Annotated in this window: 17 protein-coding genes; 6 read left to right on the forward strand and 11 right to left on the reverse strand. The window is 75.6% G+C overall.

Features of this window, described 5'->3' with window-relative positions; all coding sequences use genetic code 11:
- Nucleotides 1-8: 8 nt before the first annotated feature.
- The gene (locus ACUN9U_RS14745; protein ID WP_445485811.1) at nt 9-1,007 is read right to left on the reverse strand and encodes an aldo/keto reductase; all 999 of its coding nucleotides are present in this window, start codon (nt 1,005-1,007) and stop codon (nt 9-11) included.
- Between the two features lie 141 nt (nt 1,008-1,148).
- Here ACUN9U_RS14745 and ACUN9U_RS14750 point away from each other — a divergent pair, with 141 nt between their 5' ends.
- Complete coding sequence (locus tag ACUN9U_RS14750; protein WP_445485766.1) at nt 1,149-1,541, forward strand: VOC family protein; 393 nt, start codon at nt 1,149-1,151, stop codon at nt 1,539-1,541.
- Between the two features lie 200 nt (nt 1,542-1,741).
- On the opposite strand, the gene ACUN9U_RS14755 is transcribed toward ACUN9U_RS14750, so the two are convergent.
- Both ACUN9U_RS14755 and ACUN9U_RS14760 read right to left on the reverse strand, forming a co-directional pair.
- A complete protein-coding gene (locus ACUN9U_RS14755; RefSeq protein ID WP_445485767.1) occupies nt 1,742-3,748 on the reverse strand; it encodes an ABC transporter ATP-binding protein in 2,007 nt (668 codons plus the stop codon).
- Complete coding sequence (locus ACUN9U_RS14760) at nt 3,745-5,505, reverse strand: ABC transporter ATP-binding protein (protein WP_445485768.1); 1,761 nt, start codon at nt 5,503-5,505, stop codon at nt 3,745-3,747. Before ACUN9U_RS14760 ends, ACUN9U_RS14755 begins: the two co-directional genes overlap by 4 nt.
- Before the next feature lie 377 nt (nt 5,506-5,882).
- Between ACUN9U_RS14760 and ACUN9U_RS14765 the strand changes: the two genes are divergently transcribed.
- Nucleotides 5,883-6,707: an MBL fold metallo-hydrolase gene (locus ACUN9U_RS14765; RefSeq protein WP_445485769.1), complete on the forward strand. Its 825-nt coding sequence runs from the start codon at nt 5,883-5,885 to the stop codon at nt 6,705-6,707.
- 30 nt (nt 6,708-6,737) lie between these two features.
- Nucleotides 6,738-7,166 (forward strand): YkvA family protein, encoded by a 429-nt coding sequence (locus ACUN9U_RS14770; protein ID WP_445485770.1) that lies wholly within the window; start codon nt 6,738-6,740, stop codon nt 7,164-7,166.
- Here the strand turns inward: ACUN9U_RS14770 and ACUN9U_RS14775 are convergent, their stop codons facing one another.
- Complete coding sequence (locus tag ACUN9U_RS14775) at nt 7,167-7,721, reverse strand: AAA family ATPase (protein WP_445485771.1); 555 nt, start codon at nt 7,719-7,721, stop codon at nt 7,167-7,169.
- Between the two features lie 87 nt (nt 7,722-7,808).
- Here ACUN9U_RS14775 and ACUN9U_RS14780 point away from each other — a divergent pair, with 87 nt between their 5' ends.
- Entirely contained in the window at nt 7,809-8,015 is a 207-nt protein-coding gene (locus ACUN9U_RS14780) for an antitoxin (protein ID WP_445485772.1), read from the forward strand.
- Between the two features lie 4 nt (nt 8,016-8,019).
- Here ACUN9U_RS14780 and hisS read toward each other — a convergent pair whose 3' ends face one another.
- Together hisS and ACUN9U_RS14790 are read right to left on the reverse strand one after the other, a co-directional pair.
- Nucleotides 8,020-9,387 carry a histidine--tRNA ligase gene (gene hisS / locus ACUN9U_RS14785; RefSeq protein WP_445485773.1) on the reverse strand — a complete coding sequence of 456 codons (1,368 nt, stop codon included), beginning with the start codon at nt 9,385-9,387 and terminating at the stop codon, nt 8,020-8,022.
- Between the two features lie 30 nt (nt 9,388-9,417).
- Nucleotides 9,418-10,152 carry an MBL fold metallo-hydrolase gene (locus tag ACUN9U_RS14790; protein ID WP_445485774.1) on the reverse strand — a complete coding sequence of 245 codons (735 nt, stop codon included), beginning with the start codon at nt 10,150-10,152 and terminating at the stop codon, nt 9,418-9,420.
- A 118-nt stretch (nt 10,153-10,270) separates the two neighbouring features.
- Between ACUN9U_RS14790 and ACUN9U_RS14795 the strand changes: the two genes are divergently transcribed.
- Both ACUN9U_RS14795 and ACUN9U_RS14800 read left to right on the forward strand, forming a co-directional pair.
- A complete protein-coding gene (locus ACUN9U_RS14795; RefSeq protein WP_445485775.1) occupies nt 10,271-11,104 on the forward strand; it encodes a peptidylprolyl isomerase in 834 nt (277 codons plus the stop codon).
- On the forward strand, nt 11,101-12,855 hold the full coding sequence (locus tag ACUN9U_RS14800; protein WP_445485776.1) for a DUF349 domain-containing protein: 1,755 nt from the start codon (nt 11,101-11,103) through the stop codon (nt 12,853-12,855). The genes ACUN9U_RS14795 and ACUN9U_RS14800 overlap by 4 nt, the downstream gene beginning before the upstream one ends.
- A gap of 182 nt (nt 12,856-13,037) precedes the next feature.
- Here the strand turns inward: ACUN9U_RS14800 and ACUN9U_RS14805 are convergent, their stop codons facing one another.
- From ACUN9U_RS14805 to secD, 5 genes are all read right to left on the reverse strand, one after another.
- On the reverse strand, nt 13,038-13,310 hold the full coding sequence (locus ACUN9U_RS14805) for a hypothetical protein (RefSeq protein WP_445485777.1): 273 nt from the start codon (nt 13,308-13,310) through the stop codon (nt 13,038-13,040).
- Nucleotides 13,311-13,553: 243 nt separating this feature from the next.
- Nucleotides 13,554-15,788 (reverse strand): RelA/SpoT family protein, encoded by a 2,235-nt coding sequence (locus tag ACUN9U_RS14810; RefSeq protein WP_445485812.1) that lies wholly within the window; start codon nt 15,786-15,788, stop codon nt 13,554-13,556.
- Nucleotides 15,789-16,355: 567 nt separating this feature from the next.
- The gene (locus ACUN9U_RS14815) at nt 16,356-16,946 is read right to left on the reverse strand and encodes an adenine phosphoribosyltransferase (RefSeq protein WP_445485778.1); all 591 of its coding nucleotides are present in this window, start codon (nt 16,944-16,946) and stop codon (nt 16,356-16,358) included.
- A 19-nt stretch (nt 16,947-16,965) separates the two neighbouring features.
- A complete protein-coding gene (gene secF, locus ACUN9U_RS14820; RefSeq protein ID WP_445485779.1) occupies nt 16,966-18,126 on the reverse strand; it encodes a protein translocase subunit SecF in 1,161 nt (386 codons plus the stop codon).
- 1 nt (nt 18,127) lies between these two features.
- Nucleotides 18,128-20,236 (reverse strand): protein translocase subunit SecD, encoded by a 2,109-nt coding sequence (secD, locus tag ACUN9U_RS14825; RefSeq protein WP_445485780.1) that lies wholly within the window; start codon nt 20,234-20,236, stop codon nt 18,128-18,130.
- Nucleotides 20,237-20,279 lie beyond the last annotated feature (43 nt).

Raw genomic sequence — 20,279 nt, forward strand, 5'->3', positions numbered from 1 at the left:
CGGGGTGGTCACCAGCTCGCGTGCACGTGCTCGCGGATGCGCTCGTCGTAGATGCGCTCGAAGGCGGCCAGCACGTCGTCACCCAGGGGCGCCACCGAGGCGGCCGCGGCGTTGGCGCTCGCCTGGCCGGGGTTGCGCGCACCCGGGATGGCCGCCGTCACGCCGGTCTGGTCGAGGATCCACCGCAGCGCCAGCTGCGCCGTGGTGACGCCGTCACCGGCCTCGGAGGCCAGCGCCGCCACCTCGCGGGCAGCAGCCACCCCCACGTCGTAGGGCACGCCGGAGAAGGTCTCGCCCTTGTCGAACTGCTCGCCGTTGCGGTTGAAGCTCCGGTGGTCGTCCTCGCCGAACTGCGTGCTCTCGTCGTACTTGCCGGTGAGCAGCCCGGACGCCAGCGGCACGCGCGCGAGGATCCCCACGCCCGCCTCGGCGGCCGCGGGCAGCACGCGCTCGAGCGGCTTGCGGCGGAAGGCGTTGAGGATGATCTGCACGCTGGCCACGCCCGGCCGCGCGATGGCGGTCAGCGCCTCCTCCACCGTCTCCACCGAGACGCCGTACGCGGCGATCGCACCGTCGGCGACGAGCTGGTCGAGGGCGTCGAAGACGGCGTCGTCGGAGTAGACCGGCGTCGGCGGGCAGTGCAGCTGGACCAGGTCGAGCCGGTCGACGCCGAGGTTCTTCCGCGAGCGGTCCGTCCACGCCCGGAAGTTCGCGGCGGTGTACGCCGCCGGCTCGTGGGGGTCCGCCCGGCGGCCGCACTTGGTGGCCACGAAGGGCCGGTCGGCCTCGGGCAGCTCGCGCAGGAAGGCCCCGATGAGCTGCTCGCTGCGACCGTCGCCGTAGACGTCGGCGGTGTCGAACAGGGTGGTGCCGCTCTCCAGCGCCGCGTGCAGCGTCGCGGTGGCGTCGGCGTCGCTGACGTCGCCCCAGCCGCCGCCGATCTGCCAGCACCCCAGCCCGACCACGCCGACCTGCGCCCCCGTGCGCCCGAGCGTCCTCGTCTCCATGTCCGTCATGCTCCGCACGCTAGTTGGCCGCCGCTGTGAGCGCTCTCAGAGGGCCCTGGGGACGTCGCCTCCTCCCCGGCCACGATCACGCAGCTGCGCGCCACAACACCGCGGGGTCACCGGCGCGCCAGGCTCCGCGCTGTGGACATGAAGCTCGAGCTGGTGCCGCTGCCCGTCTCCGACGTCGACGCCGCCAAGGCCTTCTACGCCGGCCGCCTCGGCTTCAGCGTCGACGTCGACGTCACCCCCGCACCGGGCGTCCGCGTCGTGCAGGTGACGCCGCCCGGGTCGGCCTGCTCGATCGGGTTCGGCACCGGTCTGCCCGTGTACGAGGGCCAGCCCGGCTCGGTGCGCGGCCTGCACCTCGTCGTCGCCGACGTCGAGGCCGCCCGGGCCGAGCTGCTTGGCCGCGGGGTGGAGGTCGGAGAGGTCATCGACGCCGGCGGGGGCGTGCTCTACGCCGGCCTGCAGGACCCGGACGGCAACTCCCTGGTGCTCCAGCAGATGCCCTGGCGCACCGGCGACGCCTTCTGAGGGCTGACCGAGTCACCCCGATCCCCTAGGACCCCCAGGACCCCCAGGACCGGGGTCCCTCGCGCCGCGGTGACGCACCGGTGCCGTCTGCTGCACGTTCCGGACCTGGCCCTTGTCGGGGCCCTGCCACCCGCGACCCGCTGAGAAGGGCCGACTCCGGAAGGTCCACGCCGCCCGGCCGCCCGGGCGCGAGCCCCGGGTCAGCGGGCGGTGGGGACCGCGGGAGCGGCGACCTCGTCGACGGGGGCGGCGAACTGCGCCTCGTACAGGCGCGCGTACGCGCCGCCCGCCGCCAGCAGCTCGGCGTGCGTGCCCTGCTCCACCAGCCGGCCCGCCTCCATGACGAGGATGAGGTCGGCGTCACGGATGGTCGAGAGGCGGTGGGCGATGACGAACGCCGTCCTGTCCCGCCGCAGCTCGGCCATCGCCCGCTGCACGAGCAGCTCGGTGCGGGTGTCCACCGAGCTGGTGGCCTCGTCGAGGATGAGGAGCTTCGGCCGGCGCAGGAAGGCGCGGGCGATGGTCAGCAGCTGCCGCTCCCCCGCGGAGAGGTTGGAGGCCTCGTCGTCGATGACGGTGTCGTACCCGGCCGGCAGCGACCTCACGAACCTGTCCGCGAGCGCGTCGCGGGCGGCCTGCTCGACCTCGGCCTCGGTCGCGTCGGGGCGTCCGTAGCGGATGTTGTCGCGGATGGTGCCGCCGAACAGCCACGTGTCCTGCAGGACCATGCCCGTGGCGGCCCGCAGGGCGGAGCGGGGCAGGTCGCGCACGTCGACGCCGTCGAGCAGGATGCGGCCGCCGTCGACCTCGTAGAAGCGCATGACGAGGTTGACCAGCGTCGTCTTGCCGGCGCCGGTGGGCCCGACGATGGCCACGGTCTGGCCGGGCTCGGCGACCAGGGAGAGGTCCTCGATGAGCGGCGTGGACGGGTCGTAGCTGAACCGGACGTGCTCGAGCTCGAGCCGGCCGGGCCCGTCGACCACGGCGGCCCCCGCGTCCGCGGAGCCGGCGCGGTCCGGGGTCTGCTCCTCGGCGTCGAGCAGCTCGAAGACCCGCTCGGCGCTGGCCACGCCGGACTGCAGGAGGTTGGCCATCGACCCCAGCTGCGCGAGGGGCTGGGTGAACTGGCGCGAGTACTGGACGAAGGCCTGCACGTCGCCGATGCGCATCTGCCCGCCGGCGACCATGAGGCCGCCCACGACGGCGATGCCCACGTAGACGAGGTTCCCCACGAACGTCAGCGCCGGCATGATCAGCCCGGAGACGAACTGCGCGCCGAAGGCGGCGTCGTGCAGCTGGCCGTTGGTCACCGCGAAGCGGTCGGCCACCTCCCGGCGCCGCCCGAAGACCTTGACCAGGGCGTGCCCGGTGAAAGCCTCCTCGACCTGGGCGTTCAGCTCCCCGGTGCGCGCCCACTGCGCCGCGAAGAGCCCCTGGGAGCGCTTGGCGATGAGGCCCGTGACCACCACGGTCAGCGGGATCGTCACCAGCGCCACGAGCGCGAGGACCGGCGAGATCCACACCATCATGACGACCACGCCGACCACGGTCAGCAGGGACGTCACGAGCTGGCTCAGGGTCTGCTGGACCGTCTGGGAGACGTTGTCGATGTCGTTGGTGACGCGGCTGAGCAGCTCGCCGCGCGGCGTGCGGTCCAGGTGCGACAGCGGCAGCGCGTTGATCTTGCGCTCGACGTCCTCGCGCAGGCGGTGGACGGTCCGCTGGGTGACGCCGGCCAGCACGTACCCCTGCAGCCAGCCGAGCACGGCCGAGGCCAGGTACAGCCCGAGGACGAGCAGCAGCAGGGCGCCCAGCCTGGGGAAGTCGACGCCCTGGCCGGGGGTGAAGTCGACGGTGCGCAGGAAGTCGACCTCGGAGGCGCTCCCCGTGGCCGCCAGCTGGGCGAGCACCGCCTCGCGAGTGGTCCCGGCCGGGAAGCGCGCGCCGACGGCTCCGGCCACCACGACGTCGGTGGCCGTCCCGAGCAGCTTCGGGCCGGCCACGGCGAGGGCCACCGAGGCCGCGCCGACGACGACGACGAGCGCGATCCACGCCCGCTCCGGCCGCAGGCGGCCCAGGAGGCGCCTCGTGCTGGGCCAGAAGTCCTTGGACTTCTCGGTGGGCATCGCCATGCCCATGGGCCCGCCGCCGCCCATGGGCCCCCGGCGCTGGGGAGGGACCGGCCGCGCCGACGCTGAGGAGCTCATGCGACGGCCTCCGCGGCGGAGAGCTGGCTGGTGACGATCTCGGAGTACTCCGGGGAGGTCTCGAGGAGCTCGGCGTGCGTCCCGCGGGCGACCACCCTGCCGTGCTCGAGCACGAGGATCTGGTCGGCCGAGACGACCGTCGCCACGCGCTGGGCGACGACGACGCGCGTCGCCCCCCGCACGCCGTCGGCGGCGTCGAGCGCGGCGCGCAGCCGGGCGTCGGTGGCGGTGTCCAGGGCGCTGAACGCGTCGTCGAAGACGTAGACGGCCGGTCTCTTCACCAGGGCGCGGGCGATGGCGAGGCGCTGGCGCTGCCCGCCGGAGACGCTCGTGCCGCCCTGGGTGACGGGCTCGGCGAGCTGGCCGGGCATCGCGCGCACGAAGTCGGCGGCCTGCGCGACCTCGAGGGCCTCCCACAGCTCGGCGTCGGTGGCGTCGGGGCGCCCGAAGCGCAGGTTGGAGGCGATGGTGCCGGCGAACAGCAGTGCTCGCTGCGGCACCAGCCCGATGCGGTCCCACAGCACGTCCGGGTCGAGCCGGCGCACGTCCACGCCGTCCACGAGCACCTGCCCGCCGGTGGCGTCGAAGAGGCGGGGCAGCAGGTTGACCAGCGTCGTCTTGCCGCCTCCGGTGGACCCGACCACCGCCGTCGTCGTCCCCGGGGCGGCGGTGAAGGAGACCTCGTGCAGCACCGGCTCCTCGGCGCCGGGGTAGCAGAACGTGGCGGCGCGCAGCTCGACGGTGCCGCGCAGCGCGGGGTCGAGGTCGGCCTCGCGGACGGCCTCGGCCGCGGACGGCGGCACGACGGACGGCTGGGCCTCGAGCACCTCGCCGATGCGGTCGGCGGAGACGGCGGCGCGCGGCAGGAGGAACGCCAGCATCGTCGTCATCATCACGGCCATGAGGATCTGCACCAGGTAGCTGAGGAACGCCGTGAGCTGCCCGACCTGCAGGTCGCCGTCGGCGATGCGGTGGGCGCCGAACCACACCACGGCCACGCTCGAGGCGTTCATGACGAGCATGACGGTGGGGAACATGAGCGCCATCAGCCGCCCGGCCCGCAGCGCGGTAGCGGTCAGGTCGGAGCTGGCAGCGGCGAAGCGCTGCTCCTCCACCGGCTCGCGCACGAAGGCGCGCACCACGCGGACGCCGGTCAGCTGCTCGCGCAGCACCCGGTTCACGGCGTCGAGGCGGACCTGCATGAGCCGGAACTGCGGCACCATCCGCGCGACGATCGCGCCCACCGCCCCGAGCAGCACCGGGACGGCGACGACGAGCACCCACGCCATGCCGACGTCCTGCTGCAGCGCCAGCACCACGCCCCCGACGGCGGTGATGGGGCTGGCGACGAGCAGGGTCGCGCCCATGAGCACGAGCATCTGCACCTGCTGGACGTCGTTGGTGGTGCGCGTGATGAGGCTGGCCGCGCCGAAGCGCCCCACCTCCCGCTCGGACAGCGCCGCCACGTGCTCGAAGACGGCCGCGCGCACGTCGCGCCCGAAGCCCGTGGCCGCCCGTGCGCCGAGCCACACGGCGACGACGGTGGTCACCACCTGCCCGAGCGCCACCAGGAGCATCCACAGGCCCGTGACCAGCACGTATCGGGTGTTCCCGGTGACCACGCCGCGGTCGATGATGTCGGCGTTGAGCGTCGGCAGGTACAGCGACGCGAGGGTCTGGGCGGTCTGGAAGACGACCACCCCCACCAGCAGCGGCCAGTACGGCTCGAGGTAGCGCCGCAGGAGCCTGACGAGCACCGAGCACCTCCACGGACGTCGGGGACGGGCCCGGCACCTCGGCCCGTTGCCCCGGCGAACGAGGCTAGGGCGCGGCCCTGACCGCCGCCAGGAGTTTCCGCTGTGGGCGACCGCCCACCCCTCCGCGATCGTGGTCCCCCGCGAGCGGGAGGTGCCCCCAGATCGGCCACCTCGCAGTGTCGGGTCGAGCCGCAGCGTCAGGCCGTCGAGGCCGGATCCGGCCTTGGCGGCCTGACAGTGCGCGAGAGCCTGACGGTGACGGCCCGGAGGTCACCGGGTCGCGGCCAGGACACGGGGGCGCCCGCGGCCTAGCCTCGTGGTGACGGCGCGGTCTGGAGCCCGGCGGACCCCGCGCCGCTGCCGGCAGGAGCGACCCCGTGACCCCCGACGAGCCCGCCACCGCGACCTTCATCGGCAACGCCACCGTGCTGCTGCGGTGGGGGCCGTTCACGCTGCTGACCGACCCCAACTTCCTGCACCGCGGAGAGCTGGCCTGGCTCGGCCACGGGCTGGTGAGCCGGCGGCTCACCGAGCCGGCGCTCGGCGTGGACGACCTCCCGGACCTCGACGCGGTGCTGCTCTCCCACCTGCACGGCGACCACTGGGACCGCCGCGCCCGCCGCGGCCTGGACCGGGGCCTGCCGGTCATCACGACGCCGCACGCGGCGCGCCGGCTGCAGGGCCGTGCCGGCTTCCGCCGCGCCGAGGGCCTGCGCACCGGGGAGCAGCGGGTGCTCACCAAGGAGGGGGTCACCGCCGCGGTGACCTCGCTGCCAGGGGCGCACGCCACGGGCGCCCTGGCCCGGCTCCTGCCGCCGGTGATGGGCTCCCTGGTGGAGCTCGCGGGCCCGGACGGGCGCGTCCAGGTGAGGGTCTACGTCACCGGCGACACGCTGCTGGTCGACGCGGTGCGCGCCCTGGCCGCCCGGCTGCGGGAGGGCGACGGGGTCGACGCGGCGCTGGTGCACCTGGGCGGCACCACGCTGCCCGGCGGGGCCGTGGTGACCCTGGGCGCCGAGGACGGCGCCGAGCTGGTCGACCTGGTGCGCCCCCGCCGCGTCGTCCCGGTCCACCACAGCGACTACGGCGTCTTCAGGTCTCCCCTGGCCGCCTTCGACGCGGCGGTGGAGCGCCGCGGCCTGCGCCACCTCGTGCAGCACGTGGCCCCCGGCGGCACGGTCGTCCTGCCCGGACGCCGCTGACCGCGGCCGGCGGGCCGCTACGGTCGGCCCGTGGAGCTGGGCGGGCACGCAGGGACGCTGCTGGCGGTGGCCGGCGGCCTCGTCGCGGCGCTGGTCGTGTGCTGGCTGGTGCTGGTCGCCGTCCTGTGGCGGGTCTCGCGGGGGCGCACCGGCTGGCGCGAGGCGCTGCGCCTGCTGCCCGACCTGCTGCGCCTGGTGCGCCGCCTGGCGGCCGACCGCAGCCTGCCGCGCGGCGTGCGCGTGCGGCTGTGGCTGCTGCTGGGCTACCTCGCGCTGCCGTTCGACCTCGTCCCCGACGTCCTGCCGGTGATCGGCTGGGCCGACGACGTCGTCGCCGTCGCCCTCGTGCTGCGCTCGGTGGTGCGCCGCGCCGGCCCGCAGGCCCTGGAGCGGCACTGGCCGGGCAGCCCCGAGGGGCTCGCGGCCGTGCGCGCCGTCTGCGGCCTGTCCCCCGCCTGATCAGGCGTCGACCACCAGAGCGCCCGCCGCCCAGCGCTCGACCACGAGCGCGGCGACCTCCTCCGGGCGCGGCGGCGGGTCGCGCAGCACGTGCCGCTCCGGCAGGCCGCCCACGGCCGCGGAGAACTCCCCGTGCATGCGCGCCGTGGCCTCCGCGTCGGTGAAGCCGTGCCCGGTGCGCGAGGCCACCTGCCGCGAGGTGCGCTCCAGGTCGGGGAGGAGGACGGCGAGGTGCAGCTCCCCCGGCACGCGAAGCCCCTGCCGGGCGGCCGAGGCGGCGAAGGCCGGCAGGAACCACGGCCCCACCACCCCGTCGTAGACCACCGGGCAGCCACCGGCCGCGAGCGCCCCGGCGGCCGCGGCAGCGGCGGTGGTGGTGGTGGTGTTCTGGGCGTGCGCCTCGGGCAGCCAGGGCGGCACGGCCCCGCGCGCCCAGAAGGCGAAGAAGGCGTCACCGGGCACGAGGGCCGCCACGTCGAGGCCGGCGACCACCAGCGCGGCGACGGTGCTCTTGCCCGCCCCGGGCGGTCCGCTGGTCACCAGGAGGTCCGCCACCCGCCGCACCCTGCCGCACGGCGGGCGGGGTCCACCAGGCGTGCGTAGCGTCGTGCCCCCAGGCGACCGGGACACCAGGAGGAGACCGTGGCGGGACCAGAGGACCTGCGGGGCGGGGCCGGGCAGCTGCCCGGCGAGCCCGCCGACCGGGCGGGACAGCGGGTGGAGCGCGGCGACGGCATCGACGCGCGCACCGGCGGGACGTACGCCGACGAGGTCGACGTCGCCCAGGAGCGGGCTGACGCCTTCCTGGACGGCCAGGACGACGCGACCGGCGGCGAACCGCGCCGGTGACGCCCTAGGCGCCCACGACGACCGACGGGCGCAGGTCGGCCTCGGGCGGCAGCCAGCTGGCCGGGTCGGCCGCCACCTGCTCGCCGGAGCGGATGTCCTTGACCTCGTGCGACCCGTCGTCCTGGGGGAACCAGACGAACGGCACGCCGCGGCGGTCCGCGAAGCGGATCTGCCTGCCGAACTTCGCCGCCGTCGGCGAGACCTCCGTGGGCACGCCGCGGGCGCGCAGCTGCTGGGCCACGCGGTCGGCCTCCCGGCGTCGCGCCTCGTCGGCGACGGCGACGACGACGGCCGTCGGGGTCGGGCGGCTGGCGCGCACCTCACCGCGCTGCAGCAGCGGGGTGATCGCCCGCGTGACGCCGAGGCTGATGCCGACACCGGGGTAGACGTCGCGGCCGTCGTCGGCCAGGGCGTCGTAGCGCCCGCCCGAGCAGATCGACCCCAGCGACTCCCAGCCGCGCATGCGCGTCTCGTAGACGGTGCCGGTGTAGTAGTCCAGGCCGCGGGCCACCGAGAGGTCGGCCACCACGGCCACGCGGTCAGCGGGCAGGTCGTCCACGGCGGTGAGCACCGCCAGCAGCTCCTCCACGCCCTGGTCGAGCAGCTCGTGGGTGACGCCGAGGGCCCGCACCGCCTGGACCAGGTCGCCGGCGCCGGCGCGCACCTGCGCCAGGCCGAGCGCGCCGTCGGCCTGGGCCTGCGTCAGCCCCGCCTGCGCGAGCAGGTCCGCGACGCCGCGGGCGCCGACCTTGTCGAGCTTGTCGACGGCGCGCATCGTCGCCCCGATCGAGCCGGTGAGGACGTCTCCCTCCAGACCGAGCCCCCGGTAGAAGCCCTCCACCAGGCGCCGGTTGTTGACCTGCAGGGTCACGCCCGGCAGCGGCAGGCGGGCCAGGGCCTCCCCCATGACGCGCGCCATGTCGGCGTCGTGGTGGACGGCGAGGGTGCCGCGGTCGACCACGTCGATGTCGGCCTGGGTGAACTCGCGGTAGCGGCCCTCCTGCGGGCGCTCGCCGCGCCAGACCTTCTGCACCTGGTAGCGGCGGAAGGGGAACTGCAGGTGGCCGGCGTTCTCGGTGACGTAGCGCGCGAAGGGCACGGTGAGGTCGAAGTGGAGCGCCAGGTCGTCGCCCCGCTCCCCCGCCCCGCCCGCGTCCGCGGCGGTGTCCGCGAGGCGGCGGACGCCGTAGACCTCCTTGTCGATCTCCCCCTTGCGCAGCAGCACCGACAGCGGCTCCACCGCGCGGGTCTCGATGCTGGAGAAGCCGTGCAGCTCGAACACCTCGCGCAGCACGTCGAGCACGTGCTGCTCGACCAGGCGGGCCTGGGGCAGCAGCTCGGGGAAGCCGGACAGCGGGGTGGGGCGGGCCACGGGGGTCTCCAGACTCAGCGGGGGCAGGTGTCAGCGCGGCAGGAACGGGTTGGTCGCGCGCTCGCGGCCGATGGTGGTGACGGGCCCGTGGCCGGGCAGCACGAGCCGCTCGTCGGGCATCGGGAGCACCACCTCGCGCAGGGAGCGCTCCATGGCGGCGGGGTCGCCGCCGGGCAGGTCGCAGCGGCCGATGCTCCCGGCGAAGAGCACGTCGCCGGCGAGCAGGGTCGACGTCGTCGTCCCCACCACCCGCTCGGCGCCCGCGAGCGCGCCGGAGAGCACGTCGGGCACCCCCTCCAGGCTCAGCACGGCCGAGCCCTCGGTGTGGCCGGGGGCGTGCTGCACGCGCAGGGAGAGCCCGGCGACCTCGAGCACCTGGTCGGCGACGAGCTCGCGGACGTCGTCCGGCTCCTCCCAGCGCGCCGAGGGGCCGAACTGCTGCTCGAGCATCGCCCGCAGCGGTGCCGACAGGCTCGCGAGGGGGTCGGTGAGGCGGTAGCGGTCCTCGCCGTGCACCAGCGCGGGGACCCCACCGCTGCCGCTGGCGCCGGAGCGGCAGACGGGGGTCACCGACCACACGTGGTCGGCGTGCCCGTGGGTCAGGACGACGGCGGCGGGCCGCAGCCGGTGCTCGGCCAGCTCCGCGCGCAGCCGGTCCAGCACGTCGAAGCCGGGGTCGACCACCACGCACTCGGCGCCCGGGCCGGTCGCGAGCACCCAGCAGTTGGTGCCCATGACGGTGTCCGGGATCGCAGCGGCCAGCACGCGGGGAGCCTAGCCAGCCCCCCGCGCGGGGCCGCGCCGTAGACTCCCCCGGGCCCGTTCGTCCAGCGGGATCGCAGACGACCCGGCTCACGACGAGGCCGCAGGAGGTGGGGGCGGCGTGACACCCAGCAAGAGCGAGCGCGAGCGCGACTACGAGCGGCGCCGCCACGAGGCCTGGCAGCGCCGTCAGGCGGCCCGGGCCGCGGAGCGCCGGCGTCGCCGGAACACCGCCCTGGCGGCGGCCCTCGTGCTGGTCGTGGTGGCGGGCATCGCCGCCGTGGCCTTCTCCAGCTTCCGCCCCTCCGCCGACCCGGTGGCCGGCGGCGACGGCGCCAGCCCGGCGGTGAGCGCCTCGCTGCCGGCTGACGCCTGCCCGCCGCCCACCTCGTCGCCCACGGTGACGCCCTCGGAGGGCGGCACCGCGCCGGACCCGTCGGTGGCGCAGGCCCGGACGTGGACGGGCACCATCGACACCTCGTGCGGGCCGATCGGCGTGGAGCTCGACGGCGCCGCAGCCCCGCAGGCCGTCGCCTCCTTCGTCACGCTCGCGCAGCAGGGCTTCTTCGGCGGGACGCCGTGCCACCGCCTGACGACGGCGGGCATCTACGTGCTGCAGTGCGGTGACCCCACCGGCACCGGCACGGGTGGCCCCGGCTACACCTTCGGGCCGGTGGAGAACGCCCCGTCGGACGACGTCTACCCGGCGGGCACCATCGCCATGGCCCGCCAGGGCGGCAACGGTGACAGCCAGGGCAGCCAGTTCTTCCTCGTGTACCAGGACTCGACCATCCCGTCGGACTCGGCGGGCGGCTACACGGTCTTCGGCCGCATCACCAGCGGCCTGGACGTCGTGCAGCGGGTGGCCGACGCCGGCGTCGGAGGGACCTCCTCCGGCAGTACTGATGGAACCCCGACCACCCCGATCAGCATCGAGCAGGTGACCCTCCAGTGAGCGACCAGACGACCCCCACCCCCGCCGCAGGCGAGGAGGCCGGAGACGCCGTGACCGAGCCCACCACCACCGCCGAGCGCACCGAGGTGAGCGAGGTCCCCGGCTCGACCGGGTCCGGCGAGGTGGCCGACGTGGCAGAGGCCCTCCGCGAGGCGGCGGACCGCGAGGACGCCGAGGCGGCGTCGTCCGACCCGACGGCCGACGCGCCGGCCGAGGCCGCACCCGGCACCACCGAGGACGCCGACGCACCCGCCGAGGCTCCTGAGGCCCCCGCCCAGGTCGCTGAAGCACCCGCCGAGGGCGCTGAGGCACCCGCCGGGGCGACGGCCGACGGCGCTCCCGCCGAGACGGCCGACCAGCCCGCTGCCGCCGGCGAGGCCGCCGCCCCCGCCGCACCGGCGACGCCCGGGCCCGGGACGGCCCGCCCCCGCCCGGCCCCCAAGCCGCGCCGCGCACCCCGCCCGCACGCGCCGACCACCCGGCCTGCCGTCCGCCCGCCGTCGGACCCGACGCCGTGGGGCCGGATGGACGCCGAGGGCGTCGTCTGGGTCCGCACCGCCGAGGGCGAGCGCCAGGTCGGCACCGTCGTCGACGCCTCCGAGGCGGACGCGCTCGCGCACTACGGCCGCGAGTTCGACGTCCTCGTGGCCCAGGTCGACATCGCCGAGCAGCGCCTCATGTCCGCCGAGGTGGCGCCGGGGGAGGTCGTCGGCCAGCTGCGCGCCCTGCGCAGCTCCCTGGCCGACGTGCAGGCCGTGGGCGACCTCGAGGGCCTGGCCCAGCGCACCCGCGACCTGGAGGCCGTCGCTGCCGCGCGCCGCGAGGAGGCCGACGCCGCGCGCGCCGCCGCCCGCGAGGCGGGGCTCGCGGCGCGCACGGCGATCGTGGAGGAGGCCGAGCAGATCGCGGCCACCGACCCCGAGCGCATGCAGTGGCGCCCCAGCGGAGACCGGCTGCGCGAGCTGCTCGACGCCTGGAAGGACGCCCAGCGCGCCCAGCGCCTGGACAAGAAGTCCGAGGACGAGCTGTGGAAGCGCTTCAGCGCCGCCCGCACGAGCTTCGACAGGGCCCGCCGCACCTACTTCTCGGCCCTGGAGGACCGCAACTCCGAGGCCAAGCAGGCCAAGGAGCGCATCGTCACCGAGGCGGAGGAGCTGTCGACCTCCACCGCGTGGGGGCCCACGTCCACCGCCTACCGCCAGCTCATGGACCGGTGGAAGGCCGCGCCCCGCGGGTCGCGCAAGGACGACGACGCGCTGTGGGCGCGCTTCCGCGCGGCGCAGGACGCCTTCTTCGCGGCCCGCACCGCGGCCAACGAGGCCGAGGACGAGTCCTTCCGCGGCAACCTCGTGGTCAAGGAGGAGCTGCTGGTCGAGGCCGAGAAGCTCGTGCCCGTCACCGACCACCGCTCCGCCCGCCGCGCCCTGCGCGGGATCCAGGAGCGCTGGGACGCCGCCGGCAAGGTGCCGCGCGCCGACCTCCAGCGCGTCGAGAAGCGCCTGCGCGCGGTGGAGCAGGCGGTCAGCGACGCCGAGCGGGCCACCTGGAAGCGCACCAACCCCGAGGTCAAGGCCCGCGCCGACAGCGCCGTGGAGCAGCTGGAGCGCGCGGTCGCCGGCCTGGAGGCCGACCTCGAGGCCGCCCGCGCCAAGGGCGACGCCCGCGCCGAGGAGCAGGCGCGCGCCGCGCTGGAGGCGCGGCGCCTGTGGCTGGACGCCGCGCGCCGCACCGCGCAGGAGGCCTCCGGCTGACGCGTCGCGCCGTCCACGGGCAGCGGGCCGCCGGGCGCGCGGCCTGTGGACGGCGCCAGCGCGGCGGCGCGCCGTCCGGGCAGGCTGGGCGGGTGGTCTCCCCCGCGCTGTCCTGGCTGCTGGGCCCGCCCGCGCCCGGTGGCTGCCCGGCGCCAGCGCTGCCGGGGCTGGCGCCCAGCGACCTAGCGGCCCTCGTGGCCGAGGGCGTCCTGGTCGCCGTGGCCGACGGCCACCTGCCCGCCGACACCGCCGCCTCCCCGACCGCCCGCGCCGCCTTCCTGGCCGAGCGCCTGGAGCCCGGTGACGTCGTCGCCGGCGCGGCGTCGCTGTGGCTGCGGGGAGCGGTCGACGCGCTCGTCGTCGTCGACGTCGTCGTCGGCGCCGCCCGCTCCGGCGGGTCGCGGCGCGACCCCGCCTGGCGGCGCACCCGCACCGCGCGCCTGCCCGCCTCCCACGTGGAGGTGGTGTGCGGCGTCGCGGTGACCACCCTGGACCGCACGGCCACCGACGTCGCCCTGTGGCACCCCGCCCACGAGGCGGCCCCGCTGCTGCGGGCGGCGGTCGCCGCCGGGGCGGACCCGGCCTCGGCGCTGGAGCTGCTGGCGGCGGGCCGCCGCCCCGGGCAGCGCGCCGGACGCCGCCAGCTGCGGCGGCTGCCGGGTGCGCGCCGCCCTGCGGAGGCGGTGGTGGCGCTGGCGTCAGGCCTGCCGGCTGCCCGTGACGCGGTAGGCGTCGAAGACGCCGTCGACCCTGCGCACCGCGTTGATCACGTGGCCGAGGTGGGTGGCGTCGGCCATCTCGAAGGTGAACCTCGAGACGGCCACCCGGTCGCGGGAGGTGGTGACCTGCGCGGAGAGGATGTTGACGTGGCTGTCGGAGAGCACCCGCGTCACGTCCGAGAGCAGGCGGGACCTGTCCAGGGCCTCGACCTGGATCTGGACGAGGAAGACGCTGGCGGAGCTGACGTCCCACTCGACCTCGACGATCCGGTCGGGCTCGGCGCGCAGGCCCACCACGTTGCCGCAGTCCTCCCGGTGCACCGAGACGCCGGCGCCGCGGGTCACGAAGCCGACGATCGGGTCACCGGGCACGGGCGTGCAGCAGCGGGCGAGCTTGACCCACACGTCGTCGACGCCCTTGACCACCACGCCCGGGTCACCGGTGCGCGGGCGGCGCACGGCCGGTGAGGGGGTGGTCACCTCGGCCAGGTCCTCGGTGGCGCCCTCCTCCCCGCCCAGGGCGGTGACGAGCCTCTCCACGACGGACTGGGCCGAGACGTGGCCCTCGCCCACGGCGGCGTACAGGGCGGAGACGTCGGCGTAGCGCATCTCGCTGGCCAGGCCGACCATCGCCTCGTGGCTCATGAGCCGCTGGATCGGCAGGTGCTGCTTGCGCATCGCCTTGGCGATGGCGTCCTTGCCCTGCTCGATGGCCTCCTCGCGGCGCTCCTTGGAGAACCAGGCGCGGATCTTGTTGCGGGCGCGGGGGCTCTTGACGAAGGTCAGCCAGTCGCGGCTGGGCCCGGCGCCCTCCACGCGGGAGGTGAAGATCTCCACGACGTCGCCGTTGTCGAGCTGGCTCTCCAGCGGCACGAGGCGCCCGTTGACGCGCGCGCCCATGGTGCGGTGCCCGACCTCGGTGTGGACGGCGTAGGCGAAGTCGACCGGCGTGGAGCCCGCGGGCAGGCCCATGACCTCGCCCTTGGGCGTGAAGACGAAGACCTCCTGCGCGTTGATCTCGAAGCGCAGGCTGTCGAGGAACTCCCCCGGGTCGGCCGTCTCGGACTGCCAGTCGACCAGCTGGCGCAGCCAGGACATGTCCTCGAGGTTGCCCTTGCCGGTCGGGCCGACCCCGCGGACGGCGGCGTCCTTGTACTTCCAGTGCGCGGCCACGCCGTACTCGGCGCGGCGGTGCATGTCGTGCGTGCGGATCTGGATCTCCACGGCCTTGCCCTCGGGCCCCACGACCGTCGTGTGCAGCGACTGGTACATGTTGAACTTGGGCATGGCGATGTAGTCCTTGAACCGGCCCGGCACCGGGTTCCAGCGGGCGTGCAGAGCCCCGAGGACGGCGTAGCAGTCGCGGACCGTGTCGACCAGCACGCGCAGGCCGACGAGGTCGTAGATGTCCGTGAAGTCGTGACCCCTGACGATCATCTTCTGGTAGACGGAGTAGTAGTGCTTGGGCCGGCCGGAGACCGTGGCGCGGATCTTGGCGGCGCGCAGGTCGGCGCTGACCTGCTCGCGGACCGTGGCCAGGTACTCCTCGCGCGCGGGGGTGCGCTCGGCGACGAGGCGCACGACCTCCTCGTGCATGCGCGGGTAGAGGGTGGCGAAGGAGAGGTCCTCCAGCTCCCACTTGATGGTGTTCATGCCCAGGCGGTGGGCCAGCGGGGCGTAGATCTCCAGGGTCTCGCGGGCCTTCTTCTCCGCCGAGGCCGCCGGGACGAACTTCCACGTGCGGGCGTTGTGGAGCCGGTCCGCCAGCTTGATGACCAGCACCCGGATGTCCTTGGCCATCGCCACGACCATCTTGCGCACGGTCTCGGCCTGGGCGGCGTCGCCGTAGGTGACCTTGTCGAGCTTGGTGACGCCGTCGACGAGGTCGGCGACCTCGTCGCCGAACTCCCGGCGCAGCTCGGCCAGGGCGTAGCCGGTGTCCTCGACGGTGTCGTGCAGGAGCGCCGCCGCGAGCGTGGGAGGGGTCATGCCCAGCTCGGCGAGGATGGTCGCCACGGCCACGGGGTGGGTGATGTAGGGGTCGCCGCTCTTGCGGCGCTGGCCGCGGTGGGCCTTCTCGGCCACGGCGTAGGCCCGTTCGAGCACCCCGGTGTCAGCGCGCGGGTGGTTGGCGCGCACCGCCGTGAGCAGCGGCTCCAGGGCCGCCGGGGTGGTCGGCTGCCGGGTGCCCAGGCGGGCCAGGCGGCGGCGGATGCCGTTGCCGGGGGGCGGGCCCTCGGCGTCGCCCGGTGACGGTGCCGGCGGGGCGGGGGCCGGGGCGGGGACCGCCGGGGGCGCGGTGGTCGGGGCCCCGCCGGGGCCCGCGGCCGGGGCGGCGCCGCCTGCGCTCACGGCTGACGACGACTGCGCTGTCTGGTCCACCACACCTCCCGGGCCCGCTGGGTGCGCCGAGTCTACGGCGAGGGGTGCAACGCCCCCGGGCTCCGTCTCAGTCCCGCCCCCCACGGACCGCGACCGGGCGCCCGACTGCGGTTCGAGGGGGCCCCTCAACCGCAACCGGGCGCCCGGTTGCTGCTCGAGCGGGCCCTGGACCGCAACCGAGCGCCCCGTTGCGGTTCGTCCTCCCCTCGCACTTTCCGCGGCAAGTGCGGGTGAGGAGTGGCTGGGAGGCGCACTTTCCGCGGCACGTGCGGGTGAGGAGTGGCTGGGAGGCGCACTTTCCGCTGCGGGTGCGGGTGAGGAGGGCGACGACGACGGGCCTCACGTGGCCGGGTCACGACGCCCGGGGCGGCGCCGCGGCGGGGACGCCGGGGGCCCGAGCTACGGCGTCTGCAGCACCGAGGTGACCGGCGCCCCGCCGAGCGCGCGGGCGAGCGCGGCGCGCCCGTCGAGCGCGGCGATCTCCAGCAGGAAGACCGCGCCCGCGACCTCACCGCCGAGACGCCCGACGAGCGTGCAGGCGGCGGCGGCGGTCCCGCCGGTGGCCAGCACGTCGTCGATGACGAGCACCCGCGCACCCGCGGGGACGGCGTCCTCGTGGGCCTCGATGGACGCCTCCCCGTACTCCAGGGAGTAGTCCTGCCTGACGGTGCGCCAGGGCAGCTTGCCGGCCTTGCGCAGCGGGACGAAGCCCGCGCCCAGCGCCAGGGCGAGCGGCGCACCGAGCACGAACCCCCGTGCCTCGACCCCGGCGACGAGGTCGACCCGGCCGCCCGGCAGCGCCCGCGCCGCCTCCGCCAGGGCCCCGGTGGCCCGCGCCAGCGCGGCGGCGTCGGCGAGCAGGGGCGTGATGTCCCAGAAGGTGATGCCGGGCGCCGGGTGGTCCGGCACCGCGCGCAGCAGCGGCAGCAGACCGGCTGCGCCGTCGTCGGGTGCCGCGGCCCGGTGGGTGGCGCGGTGCTCGGTGCTCATCGGCTGCTCCTCGACGGTCTCACCGGCGGCGGCCACCGGGGCGGCGCGGCTGGCTGCGCTGCCCCCCGGACGGGCCGCGGGCGGCCCGGGCGCCGGACGGGCGCTCGAGCACCGCGGTGCTCGTGCCCCCGCCACCGCCCTCGGCCGACGTCGCCGCCGCTCCCGCGGCCACCGCAGGGGTGGAGCCCGTGGTGGGCACGGCGGCGCCGCTGCGGCGGGCCAGCACCCGCTCGCGCTGGCGGGCGATGTCGGGCTCGCGCTCGCGCAGCTGCACGTACAGCGGCGGCGCGAGGAACACCGAGGAGTAGGTGCCGGCCAGGATGCCGACGAACAGCGCCAGGGAGATGTCGCGCAGCGTGCCCGCCCCGAGCAGCAGGGCTCCGATGAAGAGGATGGAGGCCACCGGCAGCAGCGCCACCACGGAGGTGTTGATCGAACGCACGAGCGTCTGGTTGACCGCGAGGTTGGCGGCCTCGGCGAAGGTCCTCGAGCTGCTCGAGAGCACGTGCTCGGTGTTCTCCCGGAGCTTGTCGAACACCACCACGGTGTCGTAGAGGGAGTACCCGAGGATGGTCAGGAAGCCGATGACCGTCGCCGGGGTGACCTCGAAGCCCGACAGGGAGTAGACCCCCGCGGTGATGACCACGTCGTGGACGAGCGCCACCAGCGCCGCCACGGACATCTTCCAGGTGCGGAAGTACAGCGCCAGGACCACCGTGACGAGCACGATGAAGATCCCCAGGCCGGTGAGGGCGTTGGTCGTGACGTCGCGGCCCCAGCTGGGGCCCACGAAGGAGTCGGTCACGTTGGCGCGCGACACGCCGTAGCCCTGCGCCAGGGCGTCGGCGACGGCGTCGGTCTGCTGCTCGGTGAGCTGCTCGGTCTGCACGCGCACGGCGTCGTCGCCGACGGTGGAGATGCGCGGCGGCTCGCCGGTGGGCACCACGGAGCGCACCGCGGCCTCGGCCGGGGCCTGCTCGGTGGTGGCCACGTCGGAGATGCGGAACTCCGACCCGCCGCGGAACTCGATGCCCGCGTTCAAGCCGCGCGTGAGCAGCAGCACCACGGACACGCCGACGACGAGGAGGGCGACCAGGTACCAGGTGCGGCGGGTGCGCATGACGTCGATGCCGCGCCTGCCGGAGTACAGGTCGTTGCCGAGACGGGAGAAGGACGGCATGTCAGCGCTCCTCGGTCGTGGTGCCGGAGGCGCCTGGGCCGCCAGGCCCGCCGCTGTCGTCACCGGCGCTGCGGCGGCGGGCGGCCTCGGCGGCGCGCCGCTCGGCGATGGTCGCCCGGCCGCCGGAGCCGGAGGTCACCGGCTCGCGGCGCTGCGCGCCCTGCTCCTCGGGTGCGTCCAGGCCGCTGCCCGCCGCCTGCTCCTCGGGGGCGCTGCCCCGGGAGCGCTGGGAGCGCGGCGTCCTCTCGACGGGGGTGCGCACCCGTCCGCGGCCGGCGTAGGCGGGCGCGCGCCCGAGCCGCTCGGCGTCGAAGCCGGACAGGCGGTGGCCGGTGGCGAAGAACCGGCGGCGGGCGAGCAGCACCAGCACCGGGTGCGTGAAGAGCACCACGACGAGCAGGTCGATGACGGTCGTCAGGCCCAGGATGAAGGCGAAGCCCTTCACACCGCCGACGGCCAGGACGTACAGCACCGCCGCGGCCAGGAAGTTCACGACGTCGGAGATGATGATCGTCCGGCGCGCCCGCGCCCAGCCCGTCTCGACCGCCGAGGTCAGCGACCTGCCCTCGCGGACCTCGTCGCGGACGCGCTCGAAGAAGACGATGAAGGAGTCGGCGGTGATGCCGATCGAGACGATGAAGCCGGCGACGCCGGCCAGGCTCAGGCGGTAGCCCTGGTACCAGCCCAGGAGCACCGTGAGCAGGTAGGAGATGCCGGCGGCCAGCACCAGGCTGGCCACGGTGACCAGCCCGAGCGCCCGGTACTGCGCCAGGGAGTACAGCACCACGAGCACCAGGCCGATGGCGCCGGCGAGCAGGCCGCGCTCGAGCTGCTCGGAGCCCAGCACCGCGGAGATCCTGTCGACGCTCTGCGTCTCGAAGGAGATCGGCAGCGCGCCGAACTTCAGCTGGTTCGCCAGCGTGGTGGCCGAGTCCTGCGTGAAGGAGCCGCTGATCTCGGCGTTGCCGTCGGTGATGGGGCTGTTGACGGCCGGGGCGGAGACCACGGTGCCGTCCAGCACGATGGCGAACTGGTTCTGCGGGCTCTGCAGCCCGAACAGCCGGGTGGTGGTGGCGCCGAAGGCCTCAGCGCCGCGGCTGTCGAAGCTGAGGTTGACCACCCACTCGTTGGTCGTGGCGCCGGTGCTGGTGGTGCGCAGCCCCGCCGTCGCGTCGTCGATGTCGGTGCCCTCGACCTCGACCGGGCCGAGGATGTACTTGGCAGCGCCGTCGGTGTCGCAGGTGACGACCGGGCCGTCGGCGACGTCGTCGAGCTGCTGGCCCACCGCCACGGGGTTGGAGCAGTCGAGCGCCTGGAACTGCGCGTACAGCTCCGGGGTGATCTGCGCGAGGTCGCTGGGGCTGGTCGGGCTGGGCGCCGGCGTGGCGGCAGCAGCCGGGTCGGTCGCGGCAGCAGCCGGGTCGGTCGCGGCAGCAGCCGGGTCGGTGGGAGCCGGTGCGGCACCGGACAGCAGCGCGCCGGGCAGGCGGCTGCCCTGCGTGCCGTCGGTGGCGGGTGCGCCGGTCACGGACTCCGTGGCGGCGGGGGCGGCCGGGCTGGCCGCCGGGTCTGCTCCATCGGTGGGGGCCGCGTCGGTCGCACCGGGGGTCGCCCCGTCGGTCGGAGCCGCGTCGGTGGGGGCCGCGTCGGTCGCACCGGGCGTCGCCCCGTCCGTGGGTGCGGGGGCGGCGGCGCCGGCGGCCTGCACGAAGAGCACGGGGCGGAAGCGCATCTGCGCCGACTGGGAGACCAGCTCGACGGCACCGGCCTGCTCGGCGGGGTCGCCGGGGAGGCTGACGACGATGTTGTTGCCGCCGCTGCTGGTGATCTCGGCCTCGGTGAGGCCCGAGGAGTCGACGCGCTGGCGGATGATCGTGATCGCGTCGGCGATGGTCTGCGGCGTGATCTCGTCGGCGCTCTCACCGCCCCGCAGCTGCGGGGTCAGGATGATCTGCGTGCCGCCGGCCAGGTCGAGGGCCAGCTTGGGCGTCCAGGTGGCGTTGCTGAACTGCACCGCCGACGCGAGGCCGGCGACGAGGACGACGACCACGGTCGTCAGCCAGAGCAGGGAGCGCCGGGCGCGGGACGTGGAGGAGCGGGAGCGTGCCAACGGGGTCTCTTCCGGACGGAGGCCGGCCCGGGGGTCGGCGGTG

The organism is Quadrisphaera sp. KR29 (assembly GCF_052644995.1).

Bases quoted from the DNA above. Each gene is read 5' to 3' on its own strand.
- secF (WP_445485779.1), bottom strand. From the start codon at position 18,126: ATGCCGTCCTTCTCCCGTCTCGGCAACGACCTGTACTCCGGCAGGCGC.
- ACUN9U_RS14815 (WP_445485778.1), bottom strand. From the start codon at position 16,946: ATGAGCACCGAGCACCGCGCCACCCACCGGGCCGCGGCACCCGACGAC.
- ACUN9U_RS14745 (WP_445485811.1), bottom strand. From the start codon at position 1,007: ATGGAGACGAGGACGCTCGGGCGCACGGGGGCGCAGGTCGGCGTGGTC.
- ACUN9U_RS14755 (WP_445485767.1), bottom strand. From the start codon at position 3,748: ATGAGCTCCTCAGCGTCGGCGCGGCCGGTCCCTCCCCAGCGCCGGGGG.